The organism is Martinezella lusitana (assembly GCF_010668395.1).
In the GTDB taxonomy this organism is placed as follows: Bacteria; Pseudomonadota; Alphaproteobacteria; order Rhizobiales; family Rhizobiaceae; genus Rhizobium; species Rhizobium lusitanum_A.
The window spans coordinates 99439-125969 of the sequence record NZ_WUEY01000013.1; the positions used below are offsets into that span (position 1 = coordinate 99439).

Annotated in this window: 25 protein-coding genes; 12 read left to right on the plus strand and 13 right to left on the minus strand. The window is 62.0% G+C overall.

All coding sequences use genetic code 11. The annotated features are described in order from the left end of the window. From cobG to GR212_RS24230, 3 genes are all read right to left on the minus strand, one after another. A complete protein-coding gene (gene cobG, locus GR212_RS24220; RefSeq protein WP_163990312.1) occupies positions 1-1428 on the minus strand; it encodes a precorrin-3B synthase in 1428 nt (475 codons plus the stop codon). Between the two features lie 58 nt (positions 1429-1486). Further along, the gene (gene cobF / locus GR212_RS24225) at positions 1487-2263 is read right to left on the minus strand and encodes a precorrin-6A synthase (deacetylating) (RefSeq protein WP_163990314.1); all 777 of its coding nucleotides are present in this window, start codon (positions 2261-2263) and stop codon (positions 1487-1489) included. A 62-nt stretch (positions 2264-2325) separates the two neighbouring features. Continuing rightward, the gene (locus GR212_RS24230) at positions 2326-3162 is read right to left on the minus strand and encodes an AraC family transcriptional regulator (protein ID WP_163990316.1); all 837 of its coding nucleotides are present in this window, start codon (positions 3160-3162) and stop codon (positions 2326-2328) included. A gap of 120 nt (positions 3163-3282) precedes the next feature. Between GR212_RS24230 and GR212_RS24235 the strand changes: the two genes are divergently transcribed. Further along, positions 3283-4479, plus strand: a complete 1197-nt coding sequence (locus GR212_RS24235) for an MFS transporter (RefSeq protein ID WP_163990318.1) — start codon at positions 3283-3285, stop codon at positions 4477-4479. A 139-nt stretch (positions 4480-4618) separates the two neighbouring features. Here GR212_RS24235 and GR212_RS24240 read toward each other — a convergent pair whose 3' ends face one another. Both GR212_RS24240 and alr read right to left on the minus strand, forming a co-directional pair. Next, entirely contained in the window at positions 4619-5869 is a 1251-nt protein-coding gene (locus tag GR212_RS24240; RefSeq protein ID WP_163990320.1) for a D-amino acid dehydrogenase, read from the minus strand. 31 nt (positions 5870-5900) lie between these two features. Further along, complete coding sequence (gene alr, locus GR212_RS24245) at positions 5901-7034, minus strand: alanine racemase (protein WP_163990321.1); 1134 nt, start codon at positions 7032-7034, stop codon at positions 5901-5903. 124 nt (positions 7035-7158) lie between these two features. Between alr and GR212_RS24250 the strand changes: the two genes are divergently transcribed. Next, a complete protein-coding gene (locus GR212_RS24250) occupies positions 7159-7623 on the plus strand; it encodes an Lrp/AsnC family transcriptional regulator (RefSeq protein ID WP_163990323.1) in 465 nt (154 codons plus the stop codon). A gap of 28 nt (positions 7624-7651) precedes the next feature. Here GR212_RS24250 and GR212_RS24255 read toward each other — a convergent pair whose 3' ends face one another. Beyond that, positions 7652-9448 carry a PAS domain-containing sensor histidine kinase gene (locus GR212_RS24255; protein WP_163990517.1) on the minus strand — a complete coding sequence of 599 codons (1797 nt, stop codon included), beginning with the start codon at positions 9446-9448 and terminating at the stop codon, positions 7652-7654. Positions 9449-9865: 417 nt separating this feature from the next. Then, positions 9866-10915, minus strand: coding sequence for an ornithine cyclodeaminase (locus tag GR212_RS24260; RefSeq protein ID WP_163990325.1), 1050 nt, complete (start codon positions 10913-10915; stop codon positions 9866-9868). Between the two features lie 142 nt (positions 10916-11057). On the opposite strand from GR212_RS24260, the gene GR212_RS24265 reads away from it, so the two are divergent. Together GR212_RS24265 and GR212_RS24270 are read left to right on the plus strand one after the other, a co-directional pair. Then, a complete protein-coding gene (locus GR212_RS24265) occupies positions 11058-11495 on the plus strand; it encodes an Lrp/AsnC family transcriptional regulator (RefSeq protein WP_112798668.1) in 438 nt (145 codons plus the stop codon). A gap of 193 nt (positions 11496-11688) precedes the next feature. Then, the gene (locus tag GR212_RS24270; protein ID WP_163990327.1) at positions 11689-12036 is read left to right on the plus strand and encodes a hypothetical protein; all 348 of its coding nucleotides are present in this window, start codon (positions 11689-11691) and stop codon (positions 12034-12036) included. Positions 12037-12122: 86 nt separating this feature from the next. Here GR212_RS24270 and hutC read toward each other — a convergent pair whose 3' ends face one another. Continuing rightward, positions 12123-12878 (minus strand): histidine utilization repressor, encoded by a 756-nt coding sequence (gene hutC / locus GR212_RS24275; protein WP_163990330.1) that lies wholly within the window; start codon positions 12876-12878, stop codon positions 12123-12125. 193 nt (positions 12879-13071) lie between these two features. Between hutC and GR212_RS24280 the strand changes: the two genes are divergently transcribed. From GR212_RS24280 to solA, 6 genes are all read left to right on the plus strand, one after another. Next, on the plus strand, positions 13072-13911 hold the full coding sequence (locus GR212_RS24280; protein ID WP_163990332.1) for a transporter substrate-binding domain-containing protein: 840 nt from the start codon (positions 13072-13074) through the stop codon (positions 13909-13911). Positions 13912-14012: 101 nt separating this feature from the next. Further along, on the plus strand, positions 14013-14738 hold the full coding sequence (locus GR212_RS24285; RefSeq protein WP_163990334.1) for an ABC transporter permease: 726 nt from the start codon (positions 14013-14015) through the stop codon (positions 14736-14738). A 10-nt stretch (positions 14739-14748) separates the two neighbouring features. Next, positions 14749-15453, plus strand: coding sequence for an ABC transporter permease (locus GR212_RS24290; RefSeq protein ID WP_163990336.1), 705 nt, complete (start codon positions 14749-14751; stop codon positions 15451-15453). A 22-nt stretch (positions 15454-15475) separates the two neighbouring features. Beyond that, the gene (locus GR212_RS24295; protein WP_163990338.1) at positions 15476-16252 is read left to right on the plus strand and encodes an ABC transporter ATP-binding protein; all 777 of its coding nucleotides are present in this window, start codon (positions 15476-15478) and stop codon (positions 16250-16252) included. Then, positions 16249-17754 carry an HAL/PAL/TAL family ammonia-lyase gene (locus tag GR212_RS24300; RefSeq protein WP_163990340.1) on the plus strand — a complete coding sequence of 502 codons (1506 nt, stop codon included), beginning with the start codon at positions 16249-16251 and terminating at the stop codon, positions 17752-17754. The genes GR212_RS24295 and GR212_RS24300 overlap by 4 nt, the downstream gene beginning before the upstream one ends. A 1-nt stretch (position 17755) precedes the next feature. Next, positions 17756-18904 carry an N-methyl-L-tryptophan oxidase gene (gene solA, locus GR212_RS24305; protein ID WP_163990342.1) on the plus strand — a complete coding sequence of 383 codons (1149 nt, stop codon included), beginning with the start codon at positions 17756-17758 and terminating at the stop codon, positions 18902-18904. A 21-nt stretch (positions 18905-18925) separates the two neighbouring features. Here solA and GR212_RS24310 read toward each other — a convergent pair whose 3' ends face one another. The 3 genes from GR212_RS24310 to GR212_RS24320 all read right to left on the minus strand — a co-directional run bounded on the left by GR212_RS24310 (position 18926) and on the right by GR212_RS24320 (position 21882). Further along, positions 18926-19420, minus strand: a complete 495-nt coding sequence (locus tag GR212_RS24310; protein WP_163990344.1) for a cytochrome b — start codon at positions 19418-19420, stop codon at positions 18926-18928. Between the two features lie 135 nt (positions 19421-19555). Further along, positions 19556-20293: a 3-oxoacyl-ACP reductase family protein gene (locus tag GR212_RS24315; RefSeq protein WP_204326734.1), complete on the minus strand. Its 738-nt coding sequence runs from the start codon at positions 20291-20293 to the stop codon at positions 19556-19558. A gap of 173 nt (positions 20294-20466) precedes the next feature. Then, positions 20467-21882: an aldehyde dehydrogenase family protein gene (locus tag GR212_RS24320; RefSeq protein ID WP_163990346.1), complete on the minus strand. Its 1416-nt coding sequence runs from the start codon at positions 21880-21882 to the stop codon at positions 20467-20469. Positions 21883-21976: 94 nt separating this feature from the next. Here GR212_RS24320 and GR212_RS24325 point away from each other — a divergent pair, with 94 nt between their 5' ends. Together GR212_RS24325 and GR212_RS24330 are read left to right on the plus strand one after the other, a co-directional pair. Continuing rightward, positions 21977-22921: a LysR family transcriptional regulator gene (locus GR212_RS24325; protein ID WP_163990348.1), complete on the plus strand. Its 945-nt coding sequence runs from the start codon at positions 21977-21979 to the stop codon at positions 22919-22921. Positions 22922-22994: 73 nt separating this feature from the next. Beyond that, positions 22995-23612 (plus strand): O-methyltransferase, encoded by a 618-nt coding sequence (locus tag GR212_RS24330; protein WP_163990350.1) that lies wholly within the window; start codon positions 22995-22997, stop codon positions 23610-23612. Between the two features lie 42 nt (positions 23613-23654). On the opposite strand, the gene GR212_RS24335 is transcribed toward GR212_RS24330, so the two are convergent. Together GR212_RS24335 and GR212_RS24340 are read right to left on the minus strand one after the other, a co-directional pair. Next, positions 23655-24413, minus strand: a complete 759-nt coding sequence (locus GR212_RS24335) for an alpha/beta fold hydrolase (RefSeq protein ID WP_163990352.1) — start codon at positions 24411-24413, stop codon at positions 23655-23657. Positions 24414-24463: 50 nt separating this feature from the next. Beyond that, a complete protein-coding gene (locus GR212_RS24340) occupies positions 24464-26236 on the minus strand; it encodes a cytochrome c biogenesis protein DipZ (protein ID WP_163990354.1) in 1773 nt (590 codons plus the stop codon). Positions 26237-26531: the final 295 nt, after the last annotated feature.

A 26531-nucleotide genomic window follows, 5' to 3' on the forward strand; every position in this document is an offset into this window, starting at 1 on the left:
CTATCCCTGTCGTAAAGCCGTCGCGATTGCGTCCCGGCCGAGCCGTTTAAGACACTGCCGTGCCGATTCGCCAGCAGCTTTGTTGTTTCGTAGCAGTTCACCGAGCTGCGAGAGCGCCGATTTCAGCTTTTCCTTGCCGATGTACGCCACAGGCTCGTCCGATGATGACCCATTTACGACAATAGCATGGCCTGTTGCAGTACCGACGATGGTCAGCATCGCCGCAGACGGATGGGCGCATCCCTTTGCGCAGCCCGACAGATGCACCTCGATCGAGCCGTCGAGCAAGTCGGTCCCGACCTCGAGGAGATCGACGGCAGCCTGTCTCGTGACATAGTGGGCCGAGGCACATGCACCGGCGCCGGCGCAGGGGATTGCATAATTTGCCGGATCGCCGGCACGCGTCTGAAAGCCGCAAGCTGCCGCCGCAGCCAGGATGGCTTCGATACGATCGTGCGGAAGTCCAAGGAGCAGCAGGCTGTGTTCCGGTCCCGTGCGGATTTCACCCACGCCCGCGGCTTCCGCAATGGCAAGAAAGCGGATGAGGTCCCGGGCGTGGATCTGGCCGAAAGAGGGGCGCAGCCCGACGGCGCAATGCTGATCGTCGAGCCGAATGAGGCCGACGGGGGAGGCCCAGGGAGCGATTGCATTGCGGCTATGGTTCGGCGGGGCTGGAAATCGGGCGCGCAGAGACGTGGCGTCCAGATCGCGGCCCCGGGCGCGAGGGCCGATTGCGGCCAATGCTTCGAGCAGCATGACGACGCCGGCAATCGCCTGTTCGCCGTGTAAGACGGCAAGTGGTGTAGCCGTCGCGTCCATTCCCGCGATGGCGAGCGTCCATAGCTGGCCGTCATCATCGGAGCCGGCGGCTTTCAGCCGGATATCTGCCGAGAGTTCGTCGAGAACGAGCCGGCCGTCGCCATCGACGATGATGGCAAGCTTGGCAGCCAGAACCGGCTTGGGATGAAGCGAACTGATCGCGCTCCGCAGGCGCTCGGCGAACGAGCGGGCGTCAGCGATTTCCGACGGATCAACGCCGCTGAGCGGCGGAACTTCGATGACGACGCCGCTTTCCGGCACAATGCCGGCGCGGTCGATATCGGCAGCCAGCCCGGTCATGCTTTCCGGCGTCATGCCGCGCAGCTGGAGATTGCCACGGGCCGTGATCTCGATCAGTCCGTTGCCGTGCTTCTCGGTTGCTTCGGCCAGCGCGCGAAATTGCGCGACGGTCAGTCCTGGCGTTGCGGGCCGCAGCCGCACAAGCAGCCCATCGCCCGTCTGCATCGGTGCGCTCAGCGAGGGGCAGGCACCGCGAACCATGGAGGGTAGAGGTGAGGCAACGCTGCGGCGCCCGGTCTCCTCCTGCGAGAAGCACGCTTGTCCCCTTACCGTCTGTCCGTCGGCCGAAACCGCAAAACTGCCCTTCATAGGGGACATTTCCTTGCACAATCCCGACCGGCGGGCAAACGATTTGGCGCCACGCGGCTCATTCGCGATCGTCGAAATCCTGCCCTTTGCGCAACAGATAGATATCCATGATCCACCCGTGCCTGGCGCGCGCTTCGGCGCGCGTCGCAAGAATGCGCTCGGAAACATCCGCCAGCCGGCCCGCGATGGTGATCTCGTCCCTGGTGCCGAGATAGGCTCCCCAGTAGATATAGGCTTCGGGATCGTCGATCTTGCTGAAGGCCTGCTCGCCATCGAGCATGACGACAGCGGTTTCGGCAAGGCCGGGAAAGCTTTCCGTCAGCCGCCGGCCGGTCGTGATCTGCACCGGCTTGCCGACGAGATTGAGGGGGATGCGATGGCTCGCCGTCAGCGCCTGGATGCTGGTGATGCCGGGAACGACGCTGTAGTCGAGCGTGACATTGCCCCGAGCGACGACACGCTCGAGGATACGCAACGTGCTGTCGTAGAGGCCGGGATCGCCCCAGACGAGGAAGGCGGCACTTTCATGTTCGCCCAGATGCGCCAGAAACAGCCGTTCGTAGGTCGCGGAAATCGCATCATGCCATTCGTCGACGCTTTGCACATAGCTGCGCTCCGCCGTCTGGCGCGAGGGCACGTCATAGTCGACGAAGCGGGTGGCCCGGTTGGTGACATAGCGCTGGCAGATCTCCCTGCGGACGTCGGCAAGCTCCGTCTTTGCCGCCCCCTTGCTGGGGATGAGGATGACATTGGCGGCATTCAGCGCATTGATCGCCTGCACGGTCAGATGTTCGGGGTTTCCCGTGCCGATACCGACGATGTGAATATGCCGCATATGCTTGCCCTCGCTCTCAGCGCTGTTTGCCGGAAGCGTCAGATCATTTCAAGAGCAAGGGTTCAAGCCGATTGCCGTTCGAAGGTCCAGCGGTTTGCCATGTAGGCGCGCGGCGAGGTGCCGAGCATGCGCCGGAACATGGTGGTGAAGGCTGCCACGCTCTCATAACCTGCTTCAAGCGCGACATTGGTGACCGGTTGTCCTTCGGCAAGCTGTGGGAGGCAGGCAAAGACGCTCGCCTGCTGGCGCCACGTCGTAAAGCTGATGCCTGTTTCCTTGCGGAATTGCCGCGTGAAAGTCCGCCGGCTCACCGAAAGCTTTTCCGCCCAGTCGTCCAGCCTGGCGTTGGGGGATGGATTGGCGAGATAGTCGCGGCAAAGCGCCGTCAGCCGACGGTCGGAGGGGAAGGGGAGGCCTAGCGGACGTTCCGGCAGCGTCGCGATTTCCTCGACGAGCAGAGACAGGACCAGCTTCGCCTTTCGATGGCTGACGGGCGCTTCTCCGAGCCGAATGGCCTCAAGCAGCAGGCTGCGGGCAAGATCGGTGACCTCGACGACGCGCGGGGTTTCGCCTTTCGGCGGCGGACTGCGCGGCATCACGTATACGGATTTCATGCTGACATCGCTCAGGATCTCGATCGAGTGCTCCAGCCCGACGGGGATGAACAGGGCGTGACCCGGCGGCACCATCCAGCGGCCTCGTGCGGTCATGATCACGGCGACGCCGGCGAAGATGCAAAGCAGCTGCGTGCGGCGATGATGATGCCACGGAACGGTGTAGCCCTGCGGCGGCTCGGCACTATGCACGAGCACATCCGCAGGCGAATCCTCCATCCAGCGCATGTTCTGCACATGATCGTTGTCGAGGGTTGCCAGCAACTGTTTCGATAGCTTTTCCATTTTGGCCCGATCGCGAAACTACTGGACCAAAACACGAAAGAAGGTCATCTGCAAGCCGTGTAAAAGGCGGATCAAAGAATATGGTCGGCAACTGTGCCGACAGAGGCAAGGATTCCCCCCATGGTTGCGGCATTTTCGGGTACGCAGGCCCGATATGAAAAGACGACGATGTCGATCGTCATGGCGGTCAGCACCTGCCACCTGCTGAACGATACGATGCAGTCGCTGCTGACGTCGCTCTATCCGATGTTCAGAGAGAATTATGCGCTCGATTTCGTTCAGATCGGCCTGTTGACGATGATGTTCCAGATCACGGCGTCGCTGCTGCAGCCGGTGGTCGGCATCGTCACCGACAAATGGCCGATGCCTTACTCGTTGCCGGTCGGCATGGTGAGCACGTTTTCCGGCCTGCTGCTGCTCGGCTATGCCGGCAGTTTCGGCATGCTGCTCGTTGCCGCAAGCCTTATCGGTTTCGGTTCGGCTGTCTTTCATCCGGAGGCATCGCGTGTTGCCCGCCTGGCGTCGGGCGGGCGTCACGGCTTGGCACAATCGCTCTTTCAGCTCGGCGGCAATGCCGGTTCGGCCATCGGGCCGTTGATCGCCGCGTTTTTCGTCCTGCAGCATGGCCAGAAGAGCGTGGCCTGGCTTTCCGTGCTTGCCGTTATCGGATTCATCGTTCTCAGCTGGGTTGGCAACTGGTTCATCAACCACCGTCGCCAGCACTCGGCGCGTCCTGCGCCGAGCCGCGCCCTGCCGATCGCGCGCAACAAGGCAATGTGGGCGCTTGCCATCCTCATCCTGCTGACGGCGACGAAAAACGTCTACATGGCGAGCATATCGAGCTATTTCACCTTCTACGTCATCGACAAGTTCCATCTGGATGTCCGCGACGCACAGCTGATGTTGTTCCTCTTTCTCGGCTCGGTCGCCGTCGGAACGATCATGGGCGGGCCCGTAGGCGACCGTTTGGGCGCGCGCTTCGTGATCTGGTTCTCGATCCTCGGCGTCATCCCGTTTGCGCTGCTGATGCCTTATGCCGACCTGTTCTGGACCTGCGTCCTGACCGTCATCATCGGTCTGGTGCTGGCTTCAGCCTTCCCGGCGATCGTGGTCTTTGCCCAGGAGCTGATTCCCGGTCGGGTCGGACTGATCGGCGGCATCTTCTTCGGCTTCGCCTTCGGCGCGGGCGGACTTGGCGCGGCCTGGCTCGGCGATTTCGCCGATGCGCGCGGCATCCCCTTCGTCTACACGATCTGCTCGTATCTGCCGCTGCTCGGGCTCTTTACGATCTTCCTGCCACGCGTTCCCAGGCATTGATCGATATCGGCGGGCAAGAGGCTCGCCGATCCTGTCTTGAGGTATGAAGCGCCCACCGAATCCCGGCGGACAGGCCTTATCGCCACGGGTCGGGTCGACCCGTGGGCTTTTGAAAGCGGTTGCGGATGTGGCGGGCCGATCAGGCGTAGCGGCTGATGGCGAGATCGGTTGCGTCGATATCGGGCTTGCGGCCGCTGACGAGATCGCTGATGACGCGCGCCGAGCCGGAGCTCATGGTCCATCCAAGCGTGCCGTGGCCGGTATTGAGGTACAGCCCCTTGATCTTCGTCGGCCCGATGACCGGCGTTCCATCCGGCGTCATCGGCCGCAAGCCGGACCAGAAGGACGCCTTGGCGACATCGCCGCCGGGGAAAAGATCGGTCACGGAATGCTCGAGCGTCTGGCGCCGGGCAAGGCCGAGATCGTTCGTATAACCGGAGATTTCCGCCATGCCGCCGACGCGGATGCGATCGCCGAGCCGCGTGATGGCGATCTTGTAGGTCTCGTCCATCACGGTCGATTCCGGCGCGCGCGATGCATCGGTGATCGGGATCGTCAGCGAGTACCCCTTGACCGGATAGACGGACAGGCTGATGCCGAGCGGCTTCAGCAGCAGCGGCGAGTAGCTGCCGAGCGCGACGACGATCGCATCGGCGTCCAGGCGTCCGCGGTCGGTCACGACGCCGCGCGCCTGGCCGCCCAGAACGTCGAGCCCCTTGATCGTCGTGCCGTACTGGAACCGGACGCCGAGCTCGACTGCCTTTGCGGCAAGCGCATTGGTGAACTTGAAGCAATCGCCGGTCTCGTCCTTCGGGGTCAGCAGACCGCCGACGACCTTCTCGCGGACATGCCGGAGTGCTGGCTCGACGCGGATGCAGCCTTCCGGATCGAGTACCTCATAAGGAATGCCGTCGGCCGCGAGCGCCTTGACGTCCTTTGCCGATGCGTCGAGCTGCTGCTGCGTGCGGAAGAGCTGCAGCGTGCCCTGCATGCGCTCGTCATAGGCGATGCCGGTCTCCTCGCGAACCTGGGCGAGCGAGACGCGGCTGTAATCGGCAAGGCGCAGCATCCGGCTCTTGTTGAGCGCATAGCGTTCCGACGTGCAGTTGGACAGCATCTTGACGAGCCAGGATAGCATCGCCCCATCGACCTTCGGGCGCAGGATGAGCGGGGCATGTTTCATGAACAGCCACTTGAGCGCTTTCGCAGGAATGCCAGGTGCGGCCCAGGGCGAGCAGTAACCGAAGGAGACTTCACCTGCATTGGCAAAGCTCGTTTCCAACGCGGGACCCTGCTGCCGGTCGACGACCGTGACTTCGTGGCCCGCCTTGGCAAGCTGGTAAGCGGACGTCACACCGACGATGCCGGCACCCAGAACGACGACTTTCATGATATCCTCGGAGAATTGAGCATTGGGAAGTTCAGCGGTATTGCCTGTTGTAGCGGTGGCCGAGACTGGTCAGGATTTCGTAGGAAATCAAGCCGGCGTCCCGGGCGAGATCGTCCACTGTCTGGTGATCACCCAGAACCTCCACCAGACTACCGAAAGACAGGGTGCCTTCGGGCAATGCGCTGATATCGATTGTCATGCTGTCCATCGACACGCGCCCGACGATCGGCAGGCGTACGCCGTTGTAATAAGCCGCGCCGCGATCGCTGAGACTGCGCGGCAGGCCATCGGCATAGCCGGCGGCGATGGTCGCAAGTCGGGTCTGGCCCTTCGTCACATGCACGCCGCCGTAGCCAACATGCGTGCCCGCCGGGACGGTCCGGGTCTGCACCACGGCGATATCGAGCCGCACGACGGCTTCCATCGGATTGGCGACACCACCGCTTGGAGCGCCGCCGTAAAGGGCGATCCCCGGCCGCGCCAGAACGCCATGAAAATCTTCGCCGAGGAAGATGCCGCCGGAATTCGCAAACGAGACCTCATGATCCGGGAATTCCGCCGCGATGCGGCGCATTTCCGCAAGCTGGTCGGCATTCTGTCCGCTGTCGACTTCGTCGGCCGAAGCGAGGTGGCTCATGATGAACAGGATGTCGATGTCGTCGGATGTCTGAAGATGGCCAGCGACAGCGCTCCTGTCTTCCGGCGCGATGCCAAGCCGCGACATGCCGGTATCGAATTGCAGAACCGCCGGGAGCCTGCGCTGGATAGAGCGGGCAATGTCAGACCATTGCCGCAGCTGATCGAGCGAATTGATCACGGGCACGATGCCGCCTTCGGCGCAGGCGGCTTCATTGCCGGGCTGAAGGCCGTTCAGCACGAAAATCGTCGCATTGTCGGGCAACTGCGGGCGCAGCCGCAATGCCTCTATGAAGTGTGCGACGAAGAAATGCCGGCAGCCGCGCGCATAGAGCGCTTTGGAGACCTGGCTTGCGCCAAGTCCGTAGGAGTCGGCCTTCACCACGGCGGCTGCGCGCGCCGGCGCGACGATGGAGGACAGTTTGTCGTAGTTCCGGCCCAAGGCGGCCAGATCAATCGTCAGATAACCACACGCTCCGTTGTCGACCGTCAATTTTGTCGCCCGGAAATCCGCTACGCCGCCGTCCATGTCCACCCTCGTTTTTCAAGCGCAGAATATTGAAACGATCGTGAAATTACCCGTCAAACAGTGATTGATTATTGTGTAGTTGCATTGATATTGAAATTATCTTCGAATTTTTGAAAGAACCCGCATGGCTGCCCTCGACGCGATCGACCGCAATATTCTCCGCCTGCTTCGTCTCAACGCGCGCATCAGCAACGCGAAGCTGGCAAGCGAGGTCGGATTGTCGCCATCGGCCTGTTTGCGACGCATCAAATTGATGGAGCAGGCGGGCGTCATCCGCGGCTATACCGCGTTGGTGGATACCTCCCAGGCGGAGGCGGCAATCGCCGTCATCATCAACATAACGCTTGAGCGGCAGACGGAGGATCATCTCGATCGTTTCGAGGCGGCGGTGCGCAAGCACCCGGAGATCAAGGAGTGCTTTCTGATGACGGGTGGTTCCGATTATCTGCTGCGTGTCGAGGTCGCCAATCCGGGCGACTTCGAGCGCATTCACAAGGATATTCTCTCGACCATGCCGGGAGTGCTGCGAATCCATTCGAGCTTTTCGATCCGCAACGTGCTTGCGACGCGGCCGAAAAGCATGCGCTGAACGGGCCGTTTCCGCGCGGGAAGCGACCTCATTCCTCTGGATCGAGCGCCTGATCCCAGCCGATGCCGGCGGCGGCATGGACCTCGCAGATCAACCCGCTGGGTTCGTAGCTGACATGCACCTTGCCGTTCAATTCGGCAGCCAGCAGGCTTTCGATCAAGCGCGAACCGAAGCCCTTGCGTGTCGGCGGCATCACGACCGGTCCTCGCGATTCCTCCCAGCGCAATTTGAGCCGGTCGGACTTGCCGCCTTCAAGAGACCACGCGATCGCTACACGGCCGTCCGGCACCGACAGCGCGCCATATTTGGCGGCGTTCGTTGCAAGCTCATGCAGCGCGAGCGATATGGAGACGACGGCTCGCGGCGCAAGATTGATGGGCGGCCCGGAGATTTCAAACCTGTCTTTCGGATAGGGCGACAATGCCTGCGCGATGACGGTGGTCAGCTCCGCCTGCTCCCATTTGCCATGGATCAGGAGATCATGGGCGCGCGCCATCGAAGAGAGCCTGGCCTCGAACGTCTCCACCGAGAACTTGTCGGCGTCGCTTCGTCCCAATGTTTGGCGCGCGATGGCCATGACGGTCGCGAGCACATTCTTGACGCGATGATTGAGTTCGCCGACCAGCACCGTCTGAAGGCGTTCGGCTTCCTTCTTCGCGCTGATATCATGGGCAATCTTCGATGCCCCGATGATCCGGCCATAAGCGTCATAGATCGGCGAAACGCTGAGCAGCACATCGACAAGCTCGCCATTCTTGCGCCGCCGCTTGGTTTCGTAGGGTTCGACCTTTTGGCCCGCGCGGATGCGGGCGAGGATTGCCGGTTCTTCCTCGCTTCGGTCATCCGGAACGAGCATCATGACCGACTGGCCAATGGCCTCCTCGGCCGATTGTCCGTAGAGCCTTTCGGCACCGGTGTTCCAGCTCGTGATCACCATTTTCAGGTCGGTGCTGAGGATGGCGTCGTCGGACGAGGCGATGATGGCCGCCAGGCGCCGCTCCACTTCCTGGGCCCGCTTGCGCTCGTTGATATCGATGACGATGCCGGCGACCCGCTGGATGCGTCCCGAACTGTCCCGCAGGCCGGAAACGGAATCTGTGACCCAGACGAGGCTGCCATCCTTGCGGACGTAGCGCTTCTCGATCTCGAAGCTTTCTCCGGTCGCCATCGTCATTTCGAACAGCCGCATGTTCTCGCGCAGATCGTCCGGATAGATGATGTCCTGCATCCGCATACCGAGAAGTTCGCTTTCCGGGTAGCCGACGATCTCGCAGAAGCGCCCGTTGACCAGGACGAAGCGGCCATCGAGCTCCCATTGGACGATGCCCGTTGCCGACTGCGATATGACAGCGCGAAAACGCTCTTCGCTTTCGCGCAAGGCCTGGTCCGCACGAACGCGTTCCGTCGTTTCGTTGACGATGCAGAACACACCCAGCACGCGACCGTCCGCATCGCGAACGGGTGAGTAGGAAATGTCGAAATAAGCCGTTTCCGGATAGCCGTGGCGTTCGATATAGAAAGGTCGATCCTTGGCGGCGATCGTATTGCCGTCTTGCAGGACCGAGTGCAGAAGCGGCTCAAGGTCGTTCCAGAGTTCCGCCCAATTTTCCCTTGCCGGATGCCCTAATGCTCGCGGATGCTTGTCGCCGATCGTGGGTGCATAGGCGTCATTGTAAAGGGCGATGAAATCTTCGCCCCAGAACACGACGATCTGCGCTTGCGCGGACAGCATGATATCGACGGCGGCCGTGAGGCAGGGGGGCCATGCCGATCTCGGGCCAAGACGGGTGGTCGCCCAATCGAAGCCAGAAATGAGTGCTGCCATCTCGTTGGTGTGACTTGCCAGTTCGGGCACGATGTTCAGGCCAGGATCCTCTCTTGAGCGACGGCCAGCCCGCAAGGGATGCCCTGTTCCGCTCATCTTCGCGAGGACTCTTAGCATATTTTTATTTGCGAAGTGCAGAAGGAAAATATGGTGATTTCAATGTATTTTAAGTAACATAAGTGGGTTCTACTATGTCGTTTTATGGTCGTCATGGTTGGCGGCGCCAGCCTTGCCCCTGAGCATCCGGTCGATCCGACCGCGACGTGCGCCATCGGCGCAAGGCGCCGTATGGTCCCAATGGAAAAAAGTGAATGTGTGACGCTTCCTGGCTGCCGCGACGGAATGCCCCTCGCAAGGATCAAAGATGTCGTCAGGTGGCGGAAGGTCCGATCACGGACTCGACCGCCACGTTTCTTCTTAAGCCGCGCGCAGCAGCATGCCGAACAGATCGCGCGGATCGTCCGGATCGGCGATGATGTCGAGCTTCTGGAAGTAGTCCGTGCCCGCCAGCTTCTCGCGGACGTAGCGCAATGCAGAGAAATCTTCGATCGCAAAGCCGACGCTGTCGAACAGCGTGATCTGCCTTTCGCTGCTGCGGCCCTTGGCCCGGCCACTCACCACCTGCCACAATTCGGTGACCGGATAATCCGCATCCATCTGCTGGATCTCGCCTTCTATGCGGGTCTGCGGCGGATACTCGACGAAAGTGTCGGAGCGCAGCAGGATGTCGCGATGCAGTTCCGTCTTGCCCGGGCAGTCGCCGCCAATGGCATTGATGTGGACGCCGGCGCCGACCATGTTGTCGGTGAGGATCGTTGCGTACTGCTTGTCGGCGGTACAGGTGGTGATGATGTCGGCACCTTCGATGGCGGCCTGGGCCGAGGTGCAGGGCACCAGCCGCAGGCCGGTCTTCTCCAGGTTGCGAACGGTCTTTTCCGTTGCTCTCGGATCTATGTCGTAAAGACGGACTTCTTCGATGCCGAGAACCGCCTTCATCGCCAGCGCCTGGAATTCCGCCTGGGCGCCATTGCCGATCAGGGTGAGGCGGCGCGAATTAGCCGGCGCCAGGTGTTTTGCCGCCATGGCCGAGGTCGCTGCCGTCCGCAGCGCCGTCAGCAGCGTCATTTCCGTCAGCAGCACCGGGTAGCCGGTCGAGACTTCGGCGAGCAGGCCGAAGGCGGTGACCGTCTGCAGCCCCTGCGCCATGTTCTTCGGGTGGCCGTTCACATATTTGAAGCTGTAGACGGCGCCGTCCGAGGTCGGCATCAATTCTATGACGCCGTCATGGGAGTGGGAAGCGACGCGGGGCGTCTTGTCGAAAAGATCCCAGCGACGAAAATCCGCTTCGATGGCATCTGTGAGTTCGACCAGCACGGTTTCGATACCGACATGATGCACGAGGCGCATCATGTTCTCGACGCTGACGAAGGGGATGAAAGCTCTTTCCGATGGGAGCGGTGCGGCCATTCTCGTATCCTCGATGAGATTATTTCCCATAGGGTACCAAGCGGATCGATTGACTGAAATCGCAAAACTGTGTCAGTTCTGGTATGGGTTTGCACAAATTGCCCAGAAATTTTGACCAAAAAGACAAAATCAGGATTGCGTAATGGCGCTTGCCAAATATATCCCCGATGATCTCGACCGGCGGATCATCGCCCATCTGCGCGCCGACGGGCGCGCTTCGCTCTCCAAACTATCCGACGCCCTGGGTGTTGCGCGGGGTACGGTGCAGAACAGGCTGGATCGGTTGATCGAGACCGGAACGCTGCTGGGCTTCACCGTGCGGGTGCGCGAGGATTACGACGAACAGACCGTGCATGCGGTCATGATGATCGAAGTTGTCGGAAAGTCGACGACGCAGGTCATCCGTAAATTGCGCGGCCTGCCCGAGATCTATTCGCTGCATACGACGAACGGAAACTGGGATCTGGTCGCCAATATCCGCGCCACCAGCCTTTCGGACTTTGACCGGGTCTTGCGCGAGGTGCGCATGATCGATGGCGTCGCCAACAGCGAGACGAGTCTGCTGCTGAGCAGTCTTTAGGCATGCAGCTACCGGCGCGCCAATGACCGGGCGCGGCGGCCTGACGTGCTCTTCGCGGCATGTTCCCGCAAGAAAGCCGTCCATATGGCGAGCGGCGCGGCTCGCAGTATTGCCTGTATTCCTGTTCCGGCCGGGCGCGCTGGGATGCGGTGCCGCGCTTGAAAACCCGTTCCATATGTTGTTATGATTTCGCATGGAACTCGCTCTGCTCGCTCACGCTCTTGCCTGGACCGTCCTCGGACTGGTCGTCGTGACCACCGTCGTCCCGGTCACGACGCGGTATCAGTTCATGGCGCTGGCAAGTATCGACAGCGTGGTTCCGTTTGGTCTCCTGGGCTTCCTGTTCGTGATGGCTTACCCGGATGACCGTCGCGTCGTCGCCCTGGTGTGCATATCGGTCGCCGCGGCGAGTGAATCGCTTGCGCTGGTCCTGCCGCAGAAGTGTCTGCGGATCGAGCGCGCCATCCTGAAAGTGCTGGCCACCGTTTCCGGCCTGCTTTTGGGCGCGGTGTTCATGGAACTGATGCATCAGGCGTCGTAGCTTCCGTCCCTGCGGCGAACGCGCGGAGTGCTCAAAACACGCACCCTTCACCGCATTCGCTCAGAAGAGTGATCTTCCATATACAACTAACGATCAGAAGACTTGCCGCTTTGGCTTTCCAGGCGATAGCGATTTCCGGGATAGACCAGCCGGGCCGTGGAAACGACGCGGCGCGCCGACCATGTGCGCCGCCGGATCGTCAGGCAGGGTTCGGTCTTCAGGATGGTCAGCAGCTTGCATTCCCAGGCTTGCGGCATGACCGCCTCGACCACATGTTCCGAGCCGCTGAGGGGCGCGACCGACGAAAGATAGGCGTTCGGGGTCATGTCCGTGAAGTCCTGCTCCAGATAGTCGGGCGCGGCGTCGGGATGCACATGCCGATCCTCGATCTGCACGGGAACGCCATTCTCGCTATGCACGATCAGCGAATGGAAAACCGGCGAGCCGATATCGAGTTCCAACGCGTCGGCAACTTCCGGCGCCGCCGCCTCTCGCGCCAGCACGATCACGGTTGCCTGGTGGGAATGACCGCGCTCGGCGATCTCTTCGGCGATGTTGCGCACCTCAAACAGGGCCGACGCGCCCTTGCGCTCGGCAACGAAGGAGCCGACGCCCTGGATGCGGACCAATTCGCCTTCGTTGGCGAGTTCTCGCAGGGCGCGATTGGCCGTCATTTTGCTGACGCCGAGTTCGACGATCAGTTCGTTTTCCGACGGAACCCTATGTTTGGGAGGCCACTCGCCACTGTGAATGCGGTCGAGTATCATCTGCTTGACGCCGGCATAGAGGGGCGCGGCGTCATTTTCCGCCAGTGCGTGTTTCATCTCGCCGGAACGCTTCATTGTCTATTCCCTTTGCACGAACTGAATCTGCCTCGAAAACAACTTTCCCACTTGCATATCATAAATTATCTCATATGGTACCCTATACAACCTCGCAATCAATCCTAAAAATAAATTGGGAAAGCGAGCAAGCCGGCGGAGATCGGTAGGAAGTGCCGCAAGGCCTGTTTCAACCTCAGAGGAGCTCTACACAATGAAATTCAGTGCAATTCTCTTGTCAGGTGTCATGGCTACCGCCGCTTTCGCGGCTCCGGCTGTCGCCAAGGACTGGAAGACGGCGACGATCACCCTGGAAGGTGCTTACGCGCCCTGGAACATGACGAATGCCGACGGCTCTCTCGGCGGCTTCGAACCGGAACTCGCCAAGGTTCTGTGCGAGCGCGCCAAGATCGACTGCAAGCTTGTCGCTTCCGATTGGGACGGCATGATCCCGGCGCTCAACGCCGGCAAGTTCGATGTGATCATGGATGCGCTGTCGATCACCGACGAGCGCAAGCAGGTCATCGGCTTTACCATTCCTTACGCCGCCACGCCGGCCGCCTTCGCAACCGCCAAGGATAGCCCGCTTGCCAATGCCGCCGGCACCGGAGCCACGATCAAGATGACGCCCGGCCAGACCGGCGTCAAGGAAATCGATGCCCTCAAGGAAGCCTTCAAGGGCAAGACCATCGGCATCCAGGCCGCCACGGTCTATGCCAAGTTCGTCTATGACAATTTCGGCTCGATCGCCACGATCCGCGAGTACAAGACCGGTGCAGACCGCGATCTGGATCTCCAGAACGGCCGTATCGATCTCGGCTTCGACGATGCCGTCTACTTCACCAATGCCTTTGCCAGCGCAAACGACTCGCTTGCCTTCACCGGTCCGGAAATCGCCGGCTCCATCTGGGGCGAAGGCGAAGGTCTCGGCATTCGCCAGGCCGATACCGATCTGCGCGACAAGCTCAACGAGGCGATCAAGTCGGCACTTGCCGACGGCACCATCAAGACCCTGTCGATGAAGTGGTTCAAGGTCGACGTCAGCCCTGAATGATTGTCGCGACCTGAAGGTCGCGGTCACCGGTCTCCGGCTTTGCTGCTGGAGACCGTGTGATATCCTGACGCGTGAAACTGCCACGGACAGGGATTGGATCTATGGCAACCTTGCAATTGCTGGGCTTCGGCTCGAACGGGTGGGGCGCGCTTCTGCTCGTCGCCACCTTGATGACACTTGCCGTCACGGCAACGGCTTTGGCCATCGGGGCCGTGCTGGGCGCGATCGTCGCGTTCGCCAAGCTCTCCGGAAGTCTGGTGCTGAAAACGATCGGCAATATCTATACGACCGTTTTTCGGGGCGTCCCCGAACTGCTGATCATCTATCTGATCTATTTCGGCGGTTCGTCGGCGATGACGTCAGTGGGCAAATGGCTCGGCTATGACGGCTTTCTCGGCCTGCCGTCCTTCGCTGCCGGTGCGCTCGCCGTCGGTATTATTTCCGGCGCCTACCAGGCGGAGGTCTTCCGCGGCGCCTATCTCGCCATTTCCAAGGGCGAGCTTGAAGCCGCGTCGGCGATCGGCATGCATCGCGGCCTGCGCCTGCGCCGCATCATCATCCCGCAGGTCCTGCGCTTCGCCATTCCCGGCCTCGGCAATGTCTGGCAGCTCAGCCTCAAGGATTCGGCTTTGATCTCGGTGACCGGCCTTGCCGAATTGATGCGCACCAGCCAGGTCGCCGCCGGCTCGACCCGCCAGTATTTCCTCTTCTTCATTGTCGGCGGTTTGCTCTATCTGATCCTGACCAGCCTGTCGGATCGCGTGTTCAACAGGGCCGAACGACGCGCCAACCGGAGCATGCCGGCTGCGACGATCGGCCAGGCTTGAGGAAGAAGACATGGATATCGACTTTCTTTCGAGCACGATGATTACCCTGCTGAAGGCCGTGCCGACGACGCTTCTGCTGTTCTTCTTGTCCATCGTCTGCGGCGGCCTTCTGGCGCTCGTCATCGTCGCCATGCGCGTCAGCGGCAATCCGATCCTGTCCGGCTTCGCCAAGGGCTACATCTTCGTCTTCCGCGGCTCTCCGCTGTTGATCCAGATGTTCCTGATCTTCTATGGATTGGCGCAGTTCTCGATCATTCGCTACTCGTTCCTCTGGCCGTTCCTGCGAGAGCCGGTCGTCTGCGCGATCCTGTCGCTGGCGCTCTGCACCGCCGGCTATTCGGCCGAGATCTTCCGTGGCGGCATCCGCGCCGTTTCGCCGAAGGAGATCGAGGCGGCGCGTTCGATCGGCATGTCCGGCTTCCTGCTCGTGCGCCGCATCATCGCGCCGATCGCCTTCAGGCACGCCCTGCCGGCCTATTCGACCGAGATCGTCCTGATGATGAAATCGACCGCGCTTGCGAGCCTCGTCACGGTCTGGGAAGTCACCGGCGTCGCCCAGCGTCTGATCTCGCAGACCTATCGCACGATGGAGGTCTTTCTCTGTGCCGCGATCATTTACCTCGTGCTGAATTTCGTCATTCTGCAGGCCATGGCCCTGCTGGAATATTCCTTGTCCCGCCATCGCCGCGCCATTCCGCCGGCGTTGAAGGCCTAAAGCTTACTGGAGCAGGCAAATCATGCCAGGTGTCACCCGACTTTCAGTCCGCAACATCCGCAAGAGCTTCGGCAATCATGAAGTGCTTCGCGGTATATCGCTCGATGCCCAGGACGGCGATGTGATTTCGCTGCTTGGCGCCTCCGGCTCGGGCAAATCGACGTTTCTTCGCTGCATCAACCTCCTCGAGATCGCCACGGATGGCGAGATCTGGGTGGATGGCGAGCAGATCCGAATGATCCACAAGAATGGCAAAAGCCGCCCGGCGAGCCACAAGCAGGTGGATCATATCCGCTCCGAACTCGGCATGGTGTTCCAGAGCTTCAATCTCTGGTCCCACATGACGATCCTGCAGAATGTGATCGAGGGACCGGTCCATGTCCTGAAGCGCCCGCGCGCCGAGTGCATCGCCGAGGCCGAGACGCTTCTGGAAAAGGTCGGCATTGCCGACAAGCGCCACGCCTATCCCGCGCATCTCTCCGGCGGCCAGCAGCAGCGTGCGGCCATCGCCCGCGCCCTTGCCATGAAGCCGAAGGTCATGCTGTTCGACGAGCCGACCTCGGCGCTCGATCCTGAACTTGTCGGCGAAGTGTTGCGTGTCATGCGCGCGCTTGCCGAAGAAGGCATGACCATGCTCGTCGTTACGCACGAAATGAGCTTTGCGCGCAATGTCTCCAATCGCGTCGTCTTCATGAAGGAAGGGCTCGTTGAAAGCACCGGCACGCCGGACGAGATGTTCGGCGGCGGCGCTTCGCCTGCCTTCCGTCAGTTCATCGGTCATTTCGGAAACGGGCAATGACCGTCACGATCGATAGGCCTTTATCCTGGCGCGAGGTTGCGCGCATCGGTGCCGGGGAGCCTTTGGCTCTATCCGATGCGGCGTGGGAGCGTGTTGCCGAAGCAAGCCGCATCGTCGAGCGTATCGTTGAAACCGGCGTGCGCGCCTATGGCGTCAATACCGGGGTCGGTGCCTTGTCCGATACGGTGGTCGATCGCCAATCCCAGAGCCGGCTCTCGCGCAACATCATCCTCAGCCACGCCTGCGGCGTCGGCCCGCTTTTGCCGGTGCGCGAGGTGCGCTCCATCATCGCGGCACAGATCGCCAATTTCGCCCATGGCCATTCCGGTGTGCGGCCCGAAGTCATCCGGCATCTGGCGGCATTTCTCGAGCATGGTTGCATTCCGGAAGTCCCCTCCAAGGGGTCCGCCGGCTATCTCACCCATAATGCCCACAGCGCCCTGGTGCTGATCGGCGAGGGACGGGCGACCGTGAGGGGCGTATCCATGAGCGGCGCCGAGGCGCTTGCGGCGATCGGCTTGACCCCTCTGGTGCTCGGCGCCAAGGAAGGCTTGAGCCTCGTCAATGGCACGGCCTGCGCCACTGGACTATCGGCGCTTGCGGTTTCTCGTGCCGAACGCCTGCTGGACTGGGCCGACGCCATCGCCGCGTTGACGCTCGAGGCCGCCGGTTGCCAGATGGCGGCATTCGATGAGAGCGTATTGGCGCTCCGCCCGTCGGCCGGCATCGCCAAGGTCGGGCGCAGATTGCGCAGCCGGCTGCAGGGAAGCGGTCTTGTCGCCGCAGCCCTCGGGCGGCGGACGCAGGATGCGCTGAGCCTGAGATCGGTTCCCCATGCTCATGGCGCCGCGTGGGATGTCTTCGAGCAGACGGCTCGCATCGTCGATCAGGAACTGGCCTCGGTAACGGACAACCCTGCCGTCTCGGGCACGCCCGAGCTGCCGGTCGTCTCCTCCGAAGCCCATGCGGTTGCACCCGCTCTTGGCCAGGCGGCCGACAGTCTGGCGATTGCGATTGCCCAGATATCAGCCATGAGCGAGCGTCGGATGGATCGTCTCGTCAATCCGCTGGTCAGCGGCTTGCCGCCTTTCCTGGCAAGCGATGCCGGTAGCCATTCCGGCTTCATGATCGCGCAGTATACGGCTGCGGCGCTGAGCAATGACAATAGGCGGCTCGCCGCTCCCGCATCGCTTGACGGCGGTCTGACCTCCGGCCTTCAGGAGGATTTTCTCGCCCATCCGACGGCGGCAGCCGGCAAGCTGCTCGCGATCCTCGACAATGCCGAATATATCCTGGCAATCGAGCTGATGGCGGCGGCGCAGGCGCAGGACTTCCTCGTCTCCAAGGGAGCGCGGGCGCGGGGAACGGAACGCGTCTACGCGGCGGTTCGCTCACGCGTGCCCCTTTATGGCGACGACCGGCCCTTGAATGCGGATATCGAAGCCTTGCGGGCCATGATCGCGGATGTCGCGCCGCCGGCCGACAATGAAACTGGAGCATAATATGTCTGCGGAATTCGACGTTGCCGTCATTGGGCTCGGCGCGATGGGAAGTGCCGCTGTGTCCTTTGCCGCGGCCCGCGGCGCAAAGGCAATCGGGATCGAGGCCCATTTCCCGGCGCATGCCCTCAGCTCCTCGCACGGCGACAGCCGCCTGATCCGCCTCGGCTACTTCGAGGATCCATCCTACGTACCCCTGCTGAAGCGGGCCTATCACAATTGGCGCTCGCTGGAGGCGAGGCTGCGCGCCGAGATCCTGACGGTGACAGGCGTTCTGCAGATCGGGGCATCCGACAGCAAGATCGTCAGCGGCACGCGCGCCTCGTGTGACATGCATGGATTGCCGCATGAGATCCTCGACCGGGATGCCATGAAGCGCCGTTTCCCCGCTTTTGCGCTGGAAGAGGGCGAAATCGGCCTGCTCGATCCGCAGGGTGGCTATGTGCGTCCCGAAGCTGCGATCATGGGCTATCTGAAGCTTGCGGCGGAAGATGGGGCGGTCCTGCATTTCGGTGAGCGTGTCGTCTCCATCGATCCGGACGAAACGGGCGTAACCGTCGTTTCGACCACGGGCAGATATCGCGCCCGCAAGGTGATCGTTGCTACCGGCGCATGGATTGCCGAGCTCGTGCCGCAGCTGAAGGCGCATGCGCAGCCGATCCGGCAGGTGGTCGCCTGGTATCAGCCGAAGGACGGTTTCGTTGCGGAACCGCAGCGCATGCCCTGCTTCCTGCGTGACGAGGGAGATGAAGGCTCCTATTTCGGCTTTCCGGCAATCGGCGTCGACGGCGTGAAAATCGGCCGCCACGCCCATTTCCGGGAACCCATCGATCCCACCCTGCCCAATCCGCCGGTCAACGACACGGATACCGATTTGCTCGACGGCTTTGCCCGCAAGCGCCTGCCGGATGCGGCGTCGTTTCGCGTGCGGGCGACGACCTGTCGCTATACCATGCTGCCGAGCGAGGATTTTCTGATCGACACGGTGCCGGGCCAGCCGAACGTGGTCATGTCTTCGGCTTGCTCCGGCCACGGCTTCAAGTTCACCAGCGTTGTCGGCGAGATCCTGGCCGATTTGGCGCTTGAAGGGGGAAGTCGGTTGCCGACGGCGCTGTTCTCCTTCGAAAGGCATTTTGGCCGCCAATCGGCCTAGCCGCCAAACGCACGGCCGTTTCTAGCCGATCGTCATGCGGCGCAATACGTCCGATCGGAAATAGAAGTGCTGAACGAGCGCGCCGAGAATGTGAAGGACGACGACGATCCAGAGCAGGGATTTGATCGGTCCGCCATGGACGAAGGCAGCGGTATCGATGCCGAGATAGTAGGCCGCCAGTCCCGTAAGCGGCATCGCAAAGATCAGCACATAGAGCAGGCCGTGTGTCACCCGCGCCATATAATGCAGGAAGGCGGGCTGACCGGCCGGCATGGCGGGCGCGTCGGATGAAAACCTGACGGCGAGGCGCACGATGGCGAGCAGCAGGATCGCAATGCCGGCATAGGCGTGAATGTTGGCGCTCGCAATGTTGGCCGGCGATGGCGTCTGGCCGTTACGGACCAGATGCCGCCACGCATTCATCCCGTCGGGAAACAGGAGATTGAAGAAGACCAGCATTGCCACGAGCCAGTGAAGGATGCGTTGTGGAACGGAATAGCGGAATCTCGCGGGCATAAGGGCTCCCATATTAGAATTGCTCTAAAACTAGAGCATGATCCTAACGGGAACCTGAATGCGGCTGGCCCTTTTCCGCTACGCCTGATCGCATCGCATAGTCGATTGGTGACCGCCGGCAGGGAAGCAACGGACCTAGAGCACGTAGCCGCCGTCGATCGTCAGGCTGGACCCGGTCATGTAGCCTGATTGCGGGCCTGCGAGATAGGAGGCAAGGCCGGCGATTTCATCCGGGCGCCCAACGCGCCGCAGCGGGACGATGTCCTTCAGGCGGTCGATCATGCTCGAGGTCATGTCCGTCTCGGTCGGGCCGGGCTGGATATTGTTCACCGTGATCCTCCGCGGCGCCAGATCGAGGGCAACGCCCTTTGCCATGGCCGCGACCGCCGCCTTGGTCATCGCATAGACACTGCTGCCGGGGGAGCCGGTTCTGATTGCGGTGTTGCTGCCGATGGTGATGATACGACCTCCGTCGGCCATTTGTCTTGCCGCCGCCTGCACGGCCAGGAAAACGCCGCGCACATTGATCGAAAGGGAAAGATCGAGATCCTCGATGCTGACGGCGTCGACCGGGCCTATGCGCAGGACGCCGGCATTCACGACGGCGACATCGAGCCGGCCGAAGGTCTCGACCGTCCGCGTCACGGCCGCGTCGACTTCCTTGGCGTCGGCGCTGTCGGCACGGATCGCAATGCTTTTTCCGCCGAGCGCGCCGATCTCTTCGACGAGCTGCTGCGCCCTGTCCGGGCTGGAGAGATAGGTCAGGGCAACCTGAAACCCATCCTGAGCCAAGCGTTTGACGATAGCCGCGCCGATGCCGCGGGATCCTCCGAACACGATGGCGGCTTTACGTTCACTCTCTCCAAGGCTCATCGCTGCATCTCCATTCGATCACCACCACGGATGCCGGGCGACCGGATTGCGTCACCGCGACTTTGCCGGCGGCTGGCATCCGAATGTCGGAACGACAACCGCCGGCGAAGGCATCTTTAGATTTTTTGGAATGATTGGTCAATAATGAAGATAGGAGAAATTTCGGGTGCTGCTCAGCTCAGGACGGCGCGAGGCTCCAGGAAGGATTCCAGGCCATATGTCCCGAATTCGCGGCCGATGCCCGATTGCTTGAACCCGCCGAAGGGAGCCAGCGGCTCGTGCGGTGCGCCATTGATGACGACACGGCCGGCGTCGATCCGTTCGGCGACCCGCTTTGCCCGGGCGAGATCGGAGGAAAAGACATAAGCCTGCAAGCCGTAGACCGTATCATTGGCGATTTCGAGCGCGTGCGCTTCATCGCGATAGGGAATGACGCACAGTACCGGGCCGAAAATCTCCTCGCGGGCGATCCTCATATCGTTGCTGACGTCGGAGAAGATCGTCGGGCGAACGAACCAGCCGCGATTGAGCCCTTCGGGACGCCCTTCCCCGCCGATGATCAGCCGAGCGCCTTCCTCCTGGCCGAGACGGATATAGGATTGCACGCGATCCCATTGCTTCTGGCTGACCATCGGGCCGATGCTGACTTCGGGATCGCTTGCATCGCCCACCTTGAGCGTGGCTACCGCGCCGGCAAGGCGATCATGGATTTCCGCCAGCCGGCTTTCGGGCGCGAGAACGCGGGTGCCGGCGATGCAGGCCTGACCGCTATTGGCAAAGCCGGCCGCCAGGACCTGGGGTATGACGGTATCGAGATCGGCATCGTCCAGAATGACGTTCGGGCTCTTGCCGCCGAGTTCAAGCGTTACGCGCTTGAAGGTCGCAGATGCGGCCTGAAGGATTGCCCGTCCCGTCACTGTCGAACCGGTAAAACTGATCTTTGCGATATCGCGGTGGGCGCTGAGCGCGGCGCCGACCACATGGCCATAGCCGTTGACGATGTTGAAGACGCCATTCGGCAGACCGGCCGCGTGCAGGCATTCGGTGAGGAGCTGCGTCTGGATCGCGCTCATTTCGGAGGGCTTGACGACCATGGTCGTGCCGGCCGCGATCGCTGTGGCAAGCTTGCCGCAGATAAAGCCGTAATTGCTGTTCCAAGGCGTGATTGCGGCTGCCACGCCGGCGGGGCGCATCTCGACTTCGGCGTGGCCGATACGGCGACGGAACTCATAGGTTTCAAGCGTGCTGGCCATATGGAGAAATGACGTGGCGGCATGCGGCACCGAGAAGCCGATGAAGGATGCCGGTGCGCCATATTCCTCGCGCATGGCGTCGGTCAGGTCCGCGGCTCGAGCCGACACGGCATCGTGCAGGCTATGCAGCATGGCGATACGCTCGGCCTTGGAGCTTTGCGACAGGATTGCGAATGCGGCCTTGGCTGCGCTTACCGCCTTGTCGACGTCCTGCTCGTCGCCGAGGCGGACGATGCCGATCTGCTCTTCGGTGGCCGGGTTGAAAAGAGCGGCTTCTTCCTTGCCATGGGGCTGAACGAAGCTGCCGTTGATGTAGATGGTGTCTATGGTGCGCATGGGCGTCTCCTTTGTCTTCCGGATAGAGGTAAGATGCGCTATCTGCGCGGGCTAGAAGGACAAGTTTGCACAGTCTGATGAGGAAAATCGCGCAATGAAGGCAAGCCTGGCTGAGCTGGAGGCGATTGCGGCCGTCGCGCGTCACGGCGGCTTTCGCGCGGCCGCACGAGAGCTCGGCATGTCGTCGTCCGCCCTCAGCCATGCGGTTGCGGCGCTGGAGGAGCGCCTCTCCGTGCGGATATTCAACAGGACGACGCGCAGCGTGACACTCTCGGATGCGGGCGAGCGGCTGGTGGCGGACGTGGTGCCGGCGCTTGCCGCGCTCGACAGGGCCATCGAAAATGCCGGCATGTCTTCCGGCTCGGTGTCGGGCACGCTTCGGCTCAACATGGCGCCCGGCGCCGCGCGCATGCTTCTCAAGCCGCTCATCCTCGAATATGGCCGGCGCTATCCGGAGGTCGAGATCGAGATCGTCACCGATAACGCCCTCGTCGATGTCATCGGCAAGGGCTTCGATGCCGGCGTGCGCCTCGCCGAGGCCGTGCCGACGGATATGGTCGCAGTACCGATCATTCCGACCATACGCTCGCTTGTGGTCGGCTCACCCGCCTACTTCCGCCAGAGGCCGCGCCCGCTTGTTCCGGGCGATCTCCTGCAGCATCGCTGCATCCGAGCCCGCATGGCAAGCGGCAGGCTTTATCGCTGGGAATTCGAGCGGCATGGTCAGTCCATCCTCATCGACGCACCGGGAAGCCTCATTCTCGATGCCTCCGACCTGATGCTGAACGCCGCCCTCGACGGGGCGGGGCTTGCCTATATCAGCGAAGCGTCCGTTGCCGATCACATGGCTGCGGGCAATCTGATTTCGGTGCTGGAGGATTGGAGCCCGCCCTATCCGGGACTAAGCCTCTATTTTGCCCAGCGGCGCCAGATGCCCGCGCGGCTGCGCGCGCTGATCGAGCTTATTCGCGAGCAGAATGCGTCCCGCACAACGCCGGTAAAAGATCAAGTTTCAGACATGCTCCCGGATAGCGCTTGAGCCGCGCCATATCGCGATGTAGCCATATCGCCTGGGACATTCCCATGATGATTGCCTGGAAGGTGAGTTTGCCATGGACGAGAAGATCGAAGCCGTTCTTGAAGCCTATCACGAACTTATCCGCGAGGAGCATAGCAAGCCGAAAGAGATGCCGCCCGGCGGGCGCGATGGCGGCCAGGATCGTCGCTTGAGGGCTGTTGGGCCCGAAACCGGTCAGCTGCTCAATATTCTGGCGAAAAGTCTGACGTCTCCCGCCATTCTGGAGCTCGGTACATCCTTCGGCTATTCCGGCATCTGGCTTGCGGAGGCCGCGCGCGCCAGTGGCGGAAGGCTGATCTCCATGGAACTGCACGCCTACAAGACCGAGTTTGCCCGGGAGATGGCCGGGAAGGCGGGGTTGTCGGAGCATATCGACTTCCAGATCGGCGATGCTGTCGAGATGATCAAGGCGCTTCCGATCGGCGTCGACTTCGTCCTCGTCGATCTGTGGAAGGATCTCTACATTCCCTGCCTGGACGCCTTCTATCCGAAGCTCAATCCGGGCGCGATCATCGTTGCCGACAACATGTTCATGCCCGGCAACGAGGACGTGAAGCGCTACGGCGAGGCTGTTCGCGCCAAGCCGGGCATCACGTCCGTTCTGTTGCCCGTCGGCTCCGGGATCGAAGTCAGCCGCTACGATCCCGTGTAGGAAACAGGCGGCGGCCATTCATGCGGCCGCCGCCGTTTTCCCTTATTTGCCGGCGTCTTTCGCTGCCTTTTCGATAACGGCCGCGACCTTTTCCGGCTGCGAGGCGAAGACGGCGTGGCTTGCCTTGATTTCGGTCACGTCGCTGCCGGCGCGCTTTGCCATGTCCCGCTCGAGGGCCGGATTGATGGAGCGGTCATCGCTTGCAACGACGACCCAGCTCGTCTTCGTCCGCCATGCCGGATCGCCGACCTTGGCTGTAAAGGCTGCCTTCGAAGCGAACACCTGCGATCTGGCCAGGAAATCGGCCTCGTCCTTCGGCAGGTCGGCGGCAAAGTCGGCGGCGAAGGCTGCCGGATCCAGATAGAGGTATTGGCCATCCTTTGTTTCGCGGATGTTCATGCCGCCGGCGGGCTTGGAGCTGGCGAGGCTGATCAGGCTTTCGCCCTTATCGGGCTGAAACGCGGCGACATAGACGAGACCGGCGACATCGGGCCTGTTTCCCGCCTCGGTGATGACCATGCCGCCGTAGCTGTGGCCGACGAGCAGGCTCGGCCCGTCCTGCAGGTCGAGCACGCGGTTGGTCGCGGCGACATCGTCGGCGAGCGAGGTGATCGGCTCCTGAACGATCGAGACCTTGAAGCCGTCCTTCTCGAGGATCTCGCTGGTCTTGCGCCATCCCGAACCGTCGGCAAGCGCGCCGTGGACGATGACGATATTCCTGATCTCGGCGGCGTGTGCCGCAAACGCCATGGTGCTTGCAGCAAGGCCAAGGGCGATGGTGGAGAGAAAACGCGTGTTCATAGCTATGACTCCTGTCGGGTTTGGTTCTTGTGTGGGGTAAGAGGGGAATTTCAGCCGAAGGTGAAGGCGTAGGCCTGTACCCCGGGGTCGAGGAAACGGATCTCGAAGTTGCGTGCGGCGACATCGCCGGACTGGCGGACGAGCTGGTAGAGCCTGGTTTCCGTAACGGCGCCGTTTCCGGCGGCATCGGTATCGGAGCCGTGGTTGGAGCCAGGGGCCTTTCCGTCCACCGTCACCTGGAAGCGGATCGGCTTTCCATCGGCGGACGGCCCGAGGACGAGATGCAGGTCGCGGGCGCTGAAACGATAGCTTATGCCGCCGCCTGCCGTGTCGAGCGAAGCCTGTTCCGGGCCGACGGTCCATGTTCCGGCCAGCCCCCATTGGTTCAGGTCGGGATTGGCAATCGAATAGTTGGCAGGGGTATCGGCCTTCAGGCCCTCGGGAGAGACGAAGCCGGTCGCCTGTTTGTAGCCGACGTAGGTCTCGCCCGAGCGGATATGGCCGAGATCGGGGCTCGCTTCGGCACCCTTTGCATCCGGAACGACCGGGCCGCTTTGGGCCATGTCGCTGCCTGCCTCGTGTAGAAGATCCTGGATCGCCTGTTCGGTCTGGCGATAGTTGCCTTCGCCGAAATGCTGGTAGCGGACCTGCCCCTTGGCATCGATCAGGTAATGGGCGGGCCAGTAGTTGTTCTCGAAGGCGCGCCAGATGCGATAGTCGTTGTCGATCGCGACGGGATAGCCGATCTTGAAGTCGGCGATTGCCTTCCTGACGTTATCGACATTCTTCTCGAAGGCGAATTCGGGAGCGTGGACGCCGATCACGACAAGGCCCCGATCCCTATACTTTTCCGCCCAGGCGCGAACATAGGGTATGGTGCGGATGCAGTTGATGCAGGAATAGGTCCAGAAATCGACGAGCACGACCTTGCCGCGAAGCTCGGCTGACGTCAGCGGCTCGGAATTCAGCCATGTGACGGCGCCGTCGAGGGAAGGGGCTGGGCCTTCGATCGGAAGATCGCTGTGGAACGGGTGTGCCGCTTCGCTGGCAATCTTCATTGCGCCGTTGCTGGCAATTTCGGTCTCCGGACCTGGCGCTTTCGCGTGCAGCTTTTCCAGCAATGCCTGCTCGAAGGAGCCGGTGCTTGCATAGGAAAGGCGGGCGAGCAGGCCGGTATCGAGGCCAAGGGCGATGGCTGCGACGCCGGCGAGAACAGCGGCGCCTGCGAGCTGGCGGATGCGTTCGCTGACGCCCAGAGATCGCTTCATGCCGGCAAAGATCCTGCCGCCGGCAAACAGCGCGACGGCGAGCGAGGTCGCGGCACCGGCGCCATAAGCCAGCAGCAGGAACGTCGTCTGCAGGTTGGCGCCCTTCAACGCCGCGCCCGTCAGCACAAGCCCGAGGATCGGGCCGGCGCAGGGCGCCCAAAGCAGGCCGGTCGCAATGCCGAGCACGAAGGAGCTTTTGACGCTTGCGCTCGCACGATGCGCGCCGGCGGCGTTCAGGAGATTGTTGCCGAGATCGACGGCCGGCCGGGACAGGGCGCTGGCGATACGCGGCGAAATCAGGCCCAGGCCGAAGAGCCCGAGCAGGACGATTGCCGCGAGGCGGCCGTATTCATTGGCGCGGATGGCCCAGGCGCCACCGATCGCGGCAAGGGTTGCGACACATGCGAAGGTGAGCGCCATGCCCGCAAGCATAGGCAGCGTGCTCCTGACGAAGGGCTGTCCGGCGCGGGCGAAGACGAAGGGGAGGATGGGCAGGATACACGGACTGAGGATCGTCAGCGCGCCGCCGAGATAGGCTATGATGAGAAGCGTCATCGTCTTGCTCCTTTGGAAGCGATTGACCGGCTGCCAACGGCGACGTGCCGTGCTCAGCGGTGAGGCCACCTGCCGCTGGCGACGTATCTCGAATGTGTCGGGCTGGACGGGAGAATGTACCGAAACGTCGATGTCGTCGGCCTCGATACAATGCGATACAAATTGGCGGATGCGCGTGTGATCTTGCCGGCGTTTCGGGCGCTGCCAGGCCTTGGCCGATCAAAGGAATCGGATTGTATCAGACTGTATCTGTACGGCCTGAAGCTACAAAGGCATTCAAAAGGCCGCCGCATGC